At 66.2% G+C, this 12,252-nt stretch carries 13 protein-coding genes; 10 read left to right on the top strand and 3 right to left on the bottom strand.

The window, feature by feature from the left end:
• Positions 1–93 precede the first annotated feature (93 nt).
• A complete protein-coding gene (locus AC1DX2_RS02525) occupies positions 94–459 on the bottom strand; it encodes a thioredoxin family protein (protein ID WP_477194706.1) in 366 nt (121 codons plus the stop codon).
• Between the two features lie 122 nt (positions 460–581).
• On the opposite strand from AC1DX2_RS02525, the gene AC1DX2_RS02520 reads away from it, so the two are divergent.
• The 9 genes from AC1DX2_RS02520 (at position 582) to AC1DX2_RS02480 (ending at position 8,285) form a co-directional block, all read left to right on the top strand.
• The gene (locus AC1DX2_RS02520) at positions 582–1,166 is read left to right on the top strand and encodes an RBBP9/YdeN family alpha/beta hydrolase (protein WP_477194705.1); all 585 of its coding nucleotides are present in this window, start codon (positions 582–584) and stop codon (positions 1,164–1,166) included.
• Complete coding sequence (locus tag AC1DX2_RS02515; protein WP_477194704.1) at positions 1,163–2,194, top strand: sulfate ABC transporter substrate-binding protein; 1,032 nt, start codon at positions 1,163–1,165, stop codon at positions 2,192–2,194. Before AC1DX2_RS02520 ends, AC1DX2_RS02515 begins: the two co-directional genes overlap by 4 nt.
• Entirely contained in the window at positions 2,195–3,079 is an 885-nt protein-coding gene (cysT, locus tag AC1DX2_RS02510) for a sulfate ABC transporter permease subunit CysT (RefSeq protein ID WP_477194703.1), read from the top strand.
• Between the two features lie 55 nt (positions 3,080–3,134).
• Positions 3,135–4,091 (top strand): sulfate ABC transporter permease subunit CysW, encoded by a 957-nt coding sequence (gene cysW / locus AC1DX2_RS02505; RefSeq protein ID WP_477194702.1) that lies wholly within the window; start codon positions 3,135–3,137, stop codon positions 4,089–4,091.
• Positions 4,088–5,200 carry a sulfate/molybdate ABC transporter ATP-binding protein gene (locus AC1DX2_RS02500; RefSeq protein ID WP_477194701.1) on the top strand — a complete coding sequence of 371 codons (1,113 nt, stop codon included), beginning with the start codon at positions 4,088–4,090 and terminating at the stop codon, positions 5,198–5,200. Before cysW ends, AC1DX2_RS02500 begins: the two co-directional genes overlap by 4 nt.
• 62 nt (positions 5,201–5,262) lie before the next feature.
• A complete protein-coding gene (locus AC1DX2_RS02495; RefSeq protein WP_477194700.1) occupies positions 5,263–5,913 on the top strand; it encodes a DUF2306 domain-containing protein in 651 nt (216 codons plus the stop codon).
• A complete protein-coding gene (locus AC1DX2_RS02490) occupies positions 5,910–6,422 on the top strand; it encodes a TlpA family protein disulfide reductase (RefSeq protein WP_477194699.1) in 513 nt (170 codons plus the stop codon). Before AC1DX2_RS02495 ends, AC1DX2_RS02490 begins: the two co-directional genes overlap by 4 nt.
• A gap of 69 nt (positions 6,423–6,491) precedes the next feature.
• Positions 6,492–7,622, top strand: a complete 1,131-nt coding sequence (locus AC1DX2_RS02485) for a transglutaminase-like domain-containing protein (protein ID WP_477194698.1) — start codon at positions 6,492–6,494, stop codon at positions 7,620–7,622.
• A gap of 153 nt (positions 7,623–7,775) precedes the next feature.
• Positions 7,776–8,285: a disulfide bond formation protein B gene (locus AC1DX2_RS02480; protein ID WP_477195748.1), complete on the top strand. Its 510-nt coding sequence runs from the start codon at positions 7,776–7,778 to the stop codon at positions 8,283–8,285.
• Positions 8,286–8,296: 11 nt separating this feature from the next.
• Here the strand turns inward: AC1DX2_RS02480 and AC1DX2_RS02475 are convergent, their stop codons facing one another.
• Entirely contained in the window at positions 8,297–9,565 is a 1,269-nt protein-coding gene (locus AC1DX2_RS02475) for an SGNH/GDSL hydrolase family protein (RefSeq protein ID WP_477194697.1), read from the bottom strand.
• Positions 9,566–9,732: 167 nt separating this feature from the next.
• Between AC1DX2_RS02475 and AC1DX2_RS02470 the strand changes: the two genes are divergently transcribed.
• On the top strand, positions 9,733–10,641 hold the full coding sequence (locus AC1DX2_RS02470) for a LysR family transcriptional regulator (protein ID WP_477194696.1): 909 nt from the start codon (positions 9,733–9,735) through the stop codon (positions 10,639–10,641).
• A 53-nt stretch (positions 10,642–10,694) separates the two neighbouring features.
• On the opposite strand, the gene argA is transcribed toward AC1DX2_RS02470, so the two are convergent.
• Positions 10,695–12,047: an amino-acid N-acetyltransferase gene (gene argA / locus AC1DX2_RS02465; protein ID WP_477194695.1), complete on the bottom strand. Its 1,353-nt coding sequence runs from the start codon at positions 12,045–12,047 to the stop codon at positions 10,695–10,697.
• Positions 12,048–12,252: the final 205 nt, after the last annotated feature.

Genomic DNA, 12,252 nt, shown 5'->3' with positions numbered 1-12,252 from the left:
GCGTGTGAAGCCTATGTGAAGCGAGGCGGATTATGCGGGGATGTGGGCGCGGCCGCATCCCCTGATTGGAGGATGTTTGGCGCCCCCTGGCCTTCAGCCGGCTCGGGGGTAGGCGCCAACGATCCGCTGCAACAGGGCCTGCGCCTCGCTCTGGGCGGGCAGGGGCCGCGCGTCGTCAGCCAGGCTGGCCTGCAGCAGCCGCTCCAGCGTCTCCGGCTGCGGCGTCAGCGGGCCCAGGAAACGCGCCTGGCCCTGAGCGGCGATCAGCAGGGTGGGGAAATTCTCCACCTCCACCGGGTCCACCAGTTCGGAGTCGTTCTCCACGTCCAACCACAGGAAGCGCGCCTGGGGGAAGCGCGCCTGCACCGCCTGGAAGGTGGCCGTGTAGTCGCGGCAGCTGCCGCACCACTGGGCGCACAGGCAGACCACCAGGGCTGACGCAGGGCTGGGTTCACGCATGGGGAGAAATGATCGCAGGTTTTGCAAGGCCCTAGGGCGCACTTGATATTCAAATGCACACATAAACAAACAATTAAATGTTCGTTTGTGTATGAAGCACCTTTCCGGACAATGGCAGGCACATGAGCAAACAGCCTGCCATCGTCATCGTGCCCGGTTGGCGGGACTCCGGTCCCGGCCACTGGCAAAGCCTGTGGGCCCAGCGTCTGGCGGGTGCGGTGCGCGTGCAGCAGGCCGAGGACGACTGGCACAACCCCAAGCGCCAGCCCTGGGTGGACGCCATCGCCAGCACCGTGCAGCAGCAGCCAGGGCCGGTGGTGCTGGTGGCGCACAGCCTGGGCTGCATCGCCGCTGCCAACTTGCCGCCAGAAGCTGCAGCCAAGGTGCATGCTGCCTTGCTGGTGGCGCCGGCTGACCCTGAGCGCAAGGCGCAGTTGGCCGATTTCGCCCCGGTGCCGTCGACCCGGCTGCCTTACCGCAGCGTGCTGGTGGCCAGCGGTAACGACCCCTTTTGCCCGGTGCGCCTGGCCGGTGCCTTCGCCCGTGCCTGGGGCAGCGAATTCATGCGCCTGCACGACGCCGGTCACATCAACGTCGAGTCCGGCCACGGCGAATGGCCGCTGGGCCTGGCGCTGTTGCAGTCGCTGGTGGCCGAGGTGTCGGCCGGCGCTCCGCCTTCTTTTCTCCCCGCATTGGAACCTGCATGACCCCCGATAACAAGATCTTCAAGACCCGCAAGACCTACAAGACCCTGCACGGCCTGCTTGCCGCCGCGCTGCTGACCGCCAGCAGCGTGGCCTCGGCACAGACGCTGCTGAACGCCTCCTACGACGTGGCGCGCGAGTTTTACAAGGATTACAACGCCGCCTTCGTGGCCCAGTACAAGAAGACCACCGGCAAGGACATCAAGATCGACCAGGCCCATGGCGGCTCCAGCACCCAGGCGCGTGCCGTGGCCGACGGCCTGGACGCCGACGTGGTGACCATGAACGCCTCCACCGACATCGACTTCCTGGCCGACACCGGCGTGGTGGCCAAGGACTGGGCCAAGCGCTTCCCCGACAACGCCGCGCCCACCGTCTCCACCATGCTGTTCCTGACGCGCAACGGCAACCCCAAGGGCATCAAGGATTGGGACGACCTGGTCAAGCCGGGCGTGTCCGTCATCATGGTCAACCCCAAGACCGGCGGCAACGGCCGCTATGCCTACCTGGGCGCCTGGGGCTACGTCAAGAAAAAGGGCGGCACCGACGCCCAGGCGGCCGAGTTCGTCGGCAAGCTGCTTAAAAACGTGCCTGTGCTGGACAAGGGCGGCCGCGCCGCCACCACCACCTTCTTGCAACGCAACATCGGTGACGTGCTGATCACCTTCGAGTCCGAGGTGCTGTCCATCAACCGCGAGTTTGGCGAAGGCAAGGTCGACGCCGTCTACCCCTCGGTCAGCGTGTTGGCCGAAAACCCGGTGGCGGTGGTGGAGCGCACTGTGGGCAAGAAGGGCACGGGCGAACTGGCCAAGGCCTACCTGACCTACCTGTATTCCGACGAGGCGCAGGAGATCGCCGCCAAGCACGCGCTGCGCCCGCGCTCGGCCGCTGTGTTGAAGAAGTACGCCAGCACCTTCAAGCCGGTGCAGCTGTTCACCGTCAACGAGCTGTTTGGCAGCCTGGGCAATGCGCAGAAGGTGCATTTCAACGATGGCGGCCAGTTCGACAAGCTCTACACCGCCGGGAAGTAAATGACTGCTGCGCATGTTTTGGCGTCGCCCCCCGGCTTAGGTGGTGGTGGCGCGCAGCGCGCCGGCCGCCGCGTGCTGCCCGGCTTTGGGCTGACGCTGGGCTACACGCTGTTCTACCTCAGCATCATCGTGCTGATCCCGCTGTCGGCGCTGTTGTTCAAGACCTTTTCGCTGAGCTGGGACCAGTTTGTGGCCGCCGTCACCGGCCCGCGCGTGATGGCTTCCTACCGGCTGACGTTTGGCGCTTCGCTGCTGGCGGCGCTGGTCAATCTGGTGTTCGGCCTGCTGGTGGCCTGGGTGCTGGTGCGCTATGAATTCCCTGGCAAGCGCATCGTGGATGCGCTGGTGGACCTGCCCTTTGCGCTGCCCACCGCGGTGGCCGGCATCTCGCTCACCGCCTTGCTGGCCGGCAATGGCTGGATAGGGCAGTACCTGGAGCCGATGGGCATCAAGCTGGCGTTCACGCCGGCCGGCGTTGTGATCGCGCTGATTTTCATTGGCCTGCCCTTCGTGGTGCGCACCGTGCAGCCGGTGCTGGAAGACACAGAGAAGGAGCTGGAAGAGGCCGCCGCATCGCTGGGCGCCAACCGCTGGCAGATCTTCACCCGTGTGATCCTGCCGCACATCGGCCCGGCGCTGTTGACCGGTTTTGCCATGGCCTTCGCGCGCGCCATTGGTGAATACGGCTCGGTGATCTTCATCGCTGGCAACATGCCGATGATCTCCGAGATCACGCCGCTGATCATCATCGGCAAGCTGGAGCAGTACGACTACGCTGGCGCCACCGCCGTGGCGGTGGTGATGCTGGCCATCTCCTTCGTGCTGCTGCTGGTCATCAACGCGCTGCAGGCCTGGCAGCGCCGGGTGTCGGGGGCGCAGTTATGAGCCGCTGGGCCGTTCCCAAGGCGAATATCGCAGCGCGCAGCGCGGAGGTCTCACCATGAGCGCTGTGCTGCCTTTGAACCAGGTGCAACCGGCCCCAGCCGCACCAGTGGCGCGGCGCGGCAACACGCGTGCCACCCTCAGCACCACCGAACCCACCTGGGTACGCTGGCTGCTGATTGGCGTGGCGCTGAGCTTCTTGCTGCTGTTCCTGGTGCTGCCGCTGGCGGCAGTGTTCACCGAGGCGCTGCGCAAAGGGTTTGGTGCCTACCTGGCCGCCCTGCAAGAGCCCGATGCCTGGTCCGCCATCAAGCTGACGCTGATTGCCGCCGCCATCTCCGTGCCGTTGAACCTGGTGTTTGGCGTCTCGGCGGCCTGGGCGGTGGCCAAGTTCCAGTTCCCCGGCAAGGCCTTTCTCACCACGTTGATTGACCTGCCGTTTTCGGTCTCGCCGGTGGTGGCGGGCCTGATCTATGTGCTGATGTTCGGTGCCCAGGGCTGGTTCGGCCCCTGGCTGCAGGCGCATGACGTGAAGGTGATCTTCGCCGTGCCGGGCATCGTGCTGGCCACCATCTTCGTCACCTTCCCCTTCATCGCCCGCGAGCTGATCCCGTTGATGCAGGCGCAGGGTACGGACGAAGAGCAGGCCGCCGTGGTGCTGGGCGCCACAGGCTGGCAGATCTTCTGGCATGTGACGCTGCCCAACATCAAGTGGGGCCTGGTTTATGGCGTGATCCTGTGCAATGCGCGCGCCATGGGCGAATTCGGTGCCGTGTCGGTCGTCTCTGGCCACATACGCGGGCAGACCAACACGCTGCCGCTGCACGTGGAGATCCTCTACAACGAGTACCAGTCGGTGGCGGCGTTTGCAGTGGCCTCGCTGCTGGCCATCCTGGCGCTGGTCACGCTGGTGATCAAGCAGGTGGCGCAGTGGCGCCACGAGCAGGACGTGAAGGCCGCGGCCCAACTGCCGCCCGAACGCCCGCACACGCCTACACAAGTGAGCCCATCATGAGCATAGAAATACGCAACATCAGCAAGCAGTTTGGTGACTTCACCGCGCTGGGCGACGTCAGCCTGGACATCGCCTCAGGCGAGCTGGTGGCGCTGCTGGGCCCCTCGGGCTGCGGCAAGACCACGCTGCTGCGCATCATCGCCGGGCTGGAGACGGCAGACGCCGGCAGCATCCTGTTCAGCGGCGAGGACACCACGGCGGTGCACGTGCGCGAACGTCAAGTGGGCTTCGTCTTCCAGCACTATGCGCTGTTCCGCCACATGACGGTGTTCGACAACGTGGCTTTCGGCCTGCGCGTGAAGCCGCGCGGCCAACGCCCCAGCGAGGCCGCCATCAAGGAAAAAGTGCACGCGCTGCTGAACCTGGTGCAACTGGACTGGCTGGCCGACCGTTACCCGTCGCAGCTCTCCGGCGGCCAGCGCCAGCGCATCGCCCTGGCGCGCGCGCTGGCGGTGGAGCCCAAGGTGCTGCTGTTGGACGAGCCCTTTGGCGCGCTGGACGCCAAGGTGCGCAAAGAGCTGCGCCGCTGGCTGCGCCGCCTGCACGACGACCTGCACGTCACCAGCATTTTCGTCACCCACGACCAGGAGGAAGCGCTGGAAGTGGCCGACCGCGTGGTGCTGATGAACGCGGGCAAGGTGGAGCAGATCGGCTCGCCGCAGCAGGTGTGGGACCACCCGGCCAGCCCCTTTGTCTATGGCTTCCTGGGCGACGTCAACCTGTTCCACGGCCGCGCCCACCATGGTGAGGTGCAGCTGGAGGGGCTGCGGCTGGATTCTCCCGAGCACCGCGACGCGCAAGACGCCAAGGCCTTTGCCTATGTGCGCCCGCACGACATCGATGTAGAGCGCTACGCCCCCGGCGCCCAGGGCCTGGTGGCGCAGCTGACGCGTGCCATCGTCATCGGCCCCATCGCGCGGCTGGAGTTCACGCCAGTGGATGGGCCAGGTGCCAAGCCGGGCGGCAAACAGGGTGGGGTGGACGAGGGCGAGCGCATCATCGAGGTGCAACTCTCCTCCGAGCAGTTCAACGCCAACGGCTACCGCGAAGGCGAGACGCTGGTGCTGACGCCGCAGCGCGCCCGTGTGTTTGTGGACGCTGCTGTCTGAACCGCCGTTGCGTCAACCCGCTGGCCGAGGCTGGCCACCCCTGGCACCTAGAATGGCCAGCCATGACACCCGCCCATCTGTTGAACCTGGCCGTGCACATTGGCGCCGGTGCGGTGGGCATCCTGCTGGGTGGGGTGTTGCTGGCTCGGGCCAAGGGCACGCGCCAGCATGTGCGGCTGGGCCGCGTGTTCGTCGCACTGGCCGGCGCGGTGGGCCTGTCGGCGCTGGTGGGCAGTGTGTTCTTCCGCTTCATTCCGCTGTTTGCGGTGCTGACGCTGCTGGTGCCCTATGTGTTGCTGAGCGGCTGGCATGTCATCTACACCAAGACCCTTGGCCCCGACACCTGGGACGCCCTGCTGTTGCTGGTGGCCGTCGCAGCCGCCGTGCTGCTGGTGCCGGTGCTGCTGGCTGCGCCGCCGGGCGGAGGCAGCAACAGCGCGGTGGTGGTCAAGGCCACGCTGGGTGCGCTGGCCGTGGTGCTGGTGTATGACGCCGCGCGTTGGCTCTTTCCCCGCCGCTGGCATGCGCACACCTGGCGCTACGAACACATCTACAAGATCTTTTCGGCCCTGTTTGGCATGTTGTCCGCCGCCGTAGGCAACCTGCTGGGCGGTGTGCCGGTGGCGCAACTGGCGCCTTCGGTGCTGGGTGTCTTGGCCATTGCCTGGTTTTTCTGGCGTGAGGCACGAGCGCGAAAGTTGGCGGCGGCATGACCAAGCGCCGCCACTGGCTGGTCGCCAGCGCCTGTGCCGTCGCCGCCTGGCCCGCAGCCGCCGCCACGGACGGGCTGCGCCAGGCCTGGCCGCGCCAGCGCGCCACGCCCGACTTGCGGCTGCACGGCATGGACGGCGCCGAATGGCGCTTGGCCTCAACCCTGGGACGCCCCGTGCTGCTGAATTTTTGGGCCAGCTGGTGCGAGCCCTGCCGCAGCGAGATGCCGGCGCTGGAGCTGCTGGCCACGCGCCACGAAGCCCAGGGCCTGCAGGTGGTGCCCGTCAACTTCCGCGAAACCGATGCCGCCGTGCGCCGCTTTGTGGACGCCACCGCTTTCAGCTTGCCCGTGCTGCGCGACCGCGATGGCGGCGCGGCCAAGGCATGGGGCGTACGCAGCTTTCCCACCACCGTGGCCATCAACCGCGCGGGCCAGGCGCTGTTCACCGTGGTGGGCGAATGCGACTGGGCCAGCGCCACCGCGAGACAATGGCTGGCCGAGGTGCTGTAAGGCATCGAGAAAGCATCGAGATCATTGGGCTGCATTTCACCCCGCCCGCATAGCCACAGGAAAAAATCCATGAGTCACCCCAACCGCCGCACGCTGCTGAAGACCGGCCTGGCCGCCGCCACTGCCGTCGCCGTCCCAAGCTTGCCGCTGGCTGCTCGCGCACAGGCCGCTGCTGTAGCGCCGCGCTTCCAGCCCCAGGTGGGTGCCTGGCGCAGTTTTGAGGTCACCACCACCGTCAACGTGGCAGATGTGAAGGGTGCCACGCAGCTGTGGTTGCCCGTGCCCGACCTGGAAACCGATTACCAGCATGCGCTGGACAACGCCTGGAGCGGCAACGCCACCGCTGTGCGCCTGGTGGCCGACCCCAAGGAAGGCGTGCGCATGTTGCGCGCCGAGTTCCCGGCCAGCGAAACAGCGCCCACGCTGAGCCTGACCAGCCGCGTGCGCACCCGCAACCGCGCAGTGGATTGGTCCCACCCCGCCAAGGCGCATGAAGACCCCGCCGTGCTGCGCTTCAACCTGGCGCCCACCGAATGGCAGCCGCTGGACGGCATCGTGCGCCAGACCGCCACCAAGGTCACCCAGGGCAGCCATGGCGATGTGGCCAAGGTGCGCGCCATCTACAACTGGGTGGTGGCCAACTCTTACCGCGAGCCCAAGGTGCGCGGCTGCGGCACGGGTGACATCAAGGCCATGCTGGAGACCGGCAACCTGGGCGGCAAGTGTGCCGACTTGAATGCGCTGTTTGTCGGCCTGTGCCGCGCTGTGGGCGTGCCCGCCCGCGACGTCTATGGCCTGCGCCTGGTGCCGTCTGAATTTGGCTATCGCGAACTGGGCGGCAACCCCACCAACCTGAAAGGCGCGCAACACTGCCGCGCCGAAGTCTGGCTGCAGCAATACGGCTGGGTGGCCATGGACCCGGCCGACGTGCTGAAGGTGATGCGGCAGGAAAAGCCGGAATGGATCAAGGACGTGCAGCATCCGCTGATCGCCCCCGTCAACCAGGCGCTGTTTGGCAGCTGGGAAGGCAACTGGTTGGGCTGGAACACCGCGCACGACATCAACCTGCCTGGCAGCGGCGCCAAGACCAGCCTGCCCTTCCTGATGTACCCACAGGGGCAGAACGAGAGCGGCCGCTTTGACGAGCTGGCGCCAGACAGCTTCCGCTACACCATCACGGCGCGCGAACTGAAGGCCTGATCCATGTCAAAGTTCAGGGTAGTGCGTGCGGGAACTTTTCAGGCTGCCGCGCCCTCCATCCGGGCGGTGCCTCGTTGGCACCCCTGTGGTCAAATCTGGTCATAGGGTGTTTCCGGATTTCAAAACAACTCTTTTCTCGCGCCGCCCATGTCCCTGCTGCTGAACCTGTTTGACCAAACCCCCCGCCGTGTCTTCTGGCTGCTGAGCCTGGTGTGCCTGGGCCTGCTGGGCTTTGCCTTGTACCTGCAGCACGTGGGCGGCCTGGAGCCTTGCCCCATGTGCATCGTGCAGCGCGAGGTGTTTATCGCCGTGGCCGTGGTGGCTGTCATCTGCGGGCTGCTCAAGGGCAGAGGTGCCCACATGGCCGGCAGCGGGCTGCTGGCGCTGCTGGCCGCCCTGGGCGCCTTCGTGGCCGCGAAACAGAGCTTGCTGCAGTGGAATCCGCCAGACAACTTTTCCTGCGGCCGCGACCTCTACGGCATGATCGAAGCCTTCCCGCTGTCGCGCGTGATCCCGATGGTGCTCAAGGGCAGTGGGGATTGCTCCAAAGTGGACTGGACCTTCCTGACGCTGTCCATCGCCAACTGGTCGTTCGTGTGTTTCGCGTGCATCTTGGTGGTGGCACTGGTGATGATCTGGCGGCGCAAAAGCGCTGTACGTTGATATCTGCCTGATCAGCGGGTGGGCTGTGCCGCTGGCAGCAGAAGCTTCAGGTCAATGCCTTCGGCCAGTGCCCGGTTACCCGCGTCTCCCAGATGCAGGTGGTCACCCGAGTCAAAGGCCGGGTAGAGGCGCAGCGGATGCGCCGGGTCGCGCGCCACGGCATCCAGGTCCACCACCGCGTCAAAATTGCTGCTGGTCCTGATCCAGGCGTTGACCTGTTGGCGCAGCTTTTCCTTGTCGGGGTTGTGGTAGTCGGCCAGCGGCGTGCCGGGTAGGGCGCCTTCGAAGGGCGTCAGCGTGGCACCGATCACCCGCACACCCCGGCTGTGCGCACGTTCTACCAACTGTCGATAGCCTGTGGCCATGGCCTGTACCGAAGGGCGCACGCCCCGCGGGTTGAAGGCCGTGCCGGGCCAACTGATGTCGTTGATGCCCAGCAGCACGATGACGGTGCGCACGCCGGGCTGCGCCAGCACGTCACGCTCAAAACGGGCCAATGCGTTCACACCCATGCCATCGGACAGCAGCCGCGCGCCGGAGATGCCGGCATTGATCACGGCGACGCCACGGGGTGCCAGCCGCTCAGCCAACGCGTCCGGCCAGCGGCTGTCGGCATCCAGGCTCGCGGTGGCGCCATCCGTGATCGAATCACCCAAGACGGCCACCGTCTGCGCGGGGCCAGGGGTCTCGACCAGAATGCCGCTAAGCAACAGGCGCGCCGTGGTGGTTTGCTCCGCGCCTGGCTTGACGTTCAGTACGGGGGCCGCAGTGCGGTCACCTTGCACGATCCATGACGTCTGGCGCCCATCCCAATGAAAGGTGCTGGTCGCGATGGGCTGGGGCAGATGGACGCTCACCGTCAGCTGGGCCAGCAATGCCACGGGTAGCGCCACCGGGTCACTGACCAGCGGCGCACCCGGTGGAATCGTGGCCGAAGCGTGGCCCCCGAAGGTGACAGCGCGCAGGCTTTCGGTGCGGATGGCAGACCCCGCGCCAGCCAGCGCAACCGTCACCGCGCCAACTTCCATCGGTTGGCGGCCGTAGGCATTCGACAGCACGATGCGCACGCGTTGACCACCCAGGCTGATGCGCGCAACCTGCCGCACCGTCTGGTCTTGCAGCAGCGGTGGCACATGGGTCGGAAACAAGAAGTCTGGGCCCCACACCGGCTGCGGGCTTGCCGTCCAGCTGGCCAGCCAGGCGGGGGCAGGCAAAGGCTCAGCTGCCCGCGCCAGCGCCCCGGCTAAACCCACCGTCAGCGCCAAGGCCGCCAGTGCCATGACGAAGCGACTCGCTGAGCGGGCTTGTGGCGCAGGTTTGTGATTCAAGTGGTTCAGAGTGGTCATGGTTTGGTGAGTTCATCGTTGCTTTGTAAGGGAATGATGAGTTCAAAGACATAGTTGCACTAGACTGCGCAATGGCAAAACACTTATGAACTGATCTCACAATGGGCAGGCTTGAAATCAACCGATCCGGGGAATTGGAGGTGTTTGTCCGCGCCATCGAACTGGGTGGCTTTTCAGCCGCTGCGCGGGCTTTCGGCATGACGCCTTCCGCGGTCAGCAAGCTGGTGACCCGCCTGGAGCAACGCCTGGGCGCGCGGCTGGTCAACCGCTCCACCCGCCAGCTTCAACTCACGCCAGAGGGCTGTGCCCTGTATGAGCGAGGGGCGAGGGTGCTGACCGACCTGGACGAGGCCGAACGCTGCGCTGGTTTGCACAGCACGCCGCGCGGCCGGTTACGGGTCAACGCCAATGTGCCCTTTGGCCACCACTTCCTGCTGCCGCTGGCGCCTGAATTCCTGCAGCGCTACCCCGATGTGGCACTGGACATTGTGCTGACCGATGAAGTGATCGACATCCTGGAGCAACGTACCGATGTGGCGGTGCGTGCCGGCCCGCTCAAAAGCTCGACGCTGATGGCGCGCAAGCTCGGCCAGACGCGGATGGTCATCGTGGGTGCGCCCGCATACTTGGCGCGCCACGAAACACCCAATGTGCCGGAAGACCTGCTGCAGCACAACCGCCTTGGCGCCAACTACGTGCGCGCCCATGCGGGTTGGCCGCTGCGGACCGACGCAGGTGAGGTGCGCATGGCCGTGACCGGCAACGCACAAGCCAGCGACGGCGAGGCACTGAGGCATTTGGCACTGGCTGGCTTGGGCCTGGCCCGGCTGGCGGCCTTCCAGGTGCGGGAGGACATGGCCGCAGGCCGCTTGCTGCCGGTGCTGGAAGACTTCAACCCGGGCGATGCCGAGGAAGTGCACGCGGTGTTCGTGGGGCAGGGTGGCCACATGCCGCTGCGCGTGCGTGCCTTGTTGGACTTTTTGGCAGAGCGGGTCAACCTCGCTGCCTGATCAAGAATTCGCACAGCCACGCGCAGCAGTGGCGTCGACTACCGCAGACCTGGTCAGCCCAGCTTCTTCACCAACACCTGGCTCTTGCGGTCCCAGTTGTACATGCGCCGCCGTGCTTCGGGCAGCCAGTCCGGGTCCACCAGCGCGAAGCCGCGCTTCAAAAACCAGTGCGTTGTGCGGGTGGTCAGCACAAAGATGCTGTCCAGCCCGGCAGCCTTGGCGCGCTGCTCAATGCGCTTGAGCACGCGCTCGCCGTCGCCCTGGCCCTGCACATCGGGCGACACCGTCAGCGCGGCCATTTCACCGGTCTTGGCCTCGGGGTAGGGGTAGAGCGCGGCGCAGGCGAAGATGACGCCGTCGTGCTCGATGATGGTGTAGTGGTCGGCGTCGCGCTCGATCTCGGTGCGGCTGCGCTTGACCAGCGTGCCGTCGTTCTCAAACGGCTCGATCAGCCGCAGAATGCCGCCGACATCGTCCATGTCGGCTTCGCGCAGGCTTTCCAGCTTTTCGTCGATCACCATGGTGCCTATGCCGTCGTGCACGTAGATTTCCAGCAGCAGCGAGCCGTCCATGGCAAAGGGGATGATGTGGCTGCGCTCCACGCCGGCCTTGCAGGCCTTCACGCAGTGCTGCAGGTAGAAGCCCACATCAGTGGGCTGGTTGGCGCGCGGCAGCTCGGCCAGCAGCTTTTCGGCGGCGGCCAGCGGCAGCTCGGTGTCTATGGGGTTGTCGTCGCTCTCCGGTTCCGTGGGGTGCACACGGATGCCGGGCACCTCGGTCAGGAAGATCAGCTTGTCGGCCTGCAGCTCGCTGGCCACCGAGGTGGCCACCTCTTCCATGCTGAGGTTGAAGGCGTCGCCGGTGGGGGAGAAACCAAACGGCGAGATCAGCACCAGCGCGCCCATGTCCAGCGTGCGGCTGATGCCGCCGATGTCCACCTTGCGCACCAGGCCCGAGTGTTGGAAGTCCACGCCGTCCACAATGCCCACCGGCCGTGCGGTGAGGAAGTTGCCCGAAATCACCCGCACGGTGGAGCCGGCCATGGGCGTGTTGGGCAGGCCCTGGCTGAAGGCGGCTTCGATCTCGTAGCGCAGCTGGCCGGCGGCCTCTTGCGCGCAGTCCAGCGCCACCTCGTCGGTGATGCGCATGCCGTGCGAGTATTTGGCGGCATGGCCCTTGGCCTTCAGCTGCTCGTTCACCTGCGGGCGAAAGCCGTGCACCAGCACGATCTTCACCCCCATGCTCTGGATCATGGCCAGGTCCTGCGCCAGGTTGGGCAGCTTGCCGGCGGCAATCGCCTCACCGGCGACGCCCACCACGAAAGTCTGGTTGCGAAACTTGTGGATATACGGCGCCACCGAGCGGAACCAGGGCACAAAGGTGAAATTGAAGACGGCGGAGGTCATGGGCGGGTGGCTGGGCGCGGGGGGCTTCGGGCTGGGATAATTGCGGATTGTCCACGAAGTTTGACCGCGAAGTCCCCACCTTGTCCCAGCCAGCCGCCAAGCGCGCCCCAACCGCACCTGCTGACGCCCCCCCAGCAGCGCCCGCCGCCCCACGACCGCCCCTGGTCATCGAATTTCCCGAGTCGTTGCCGGTTTCCGGCCGGCG

This window comes from Hylemonella sp. P2_B10 (genome assembly GCF_056404875.1).
This window is presented reverse-complemented; position numbering and strand designations above follow the sequence as displayed.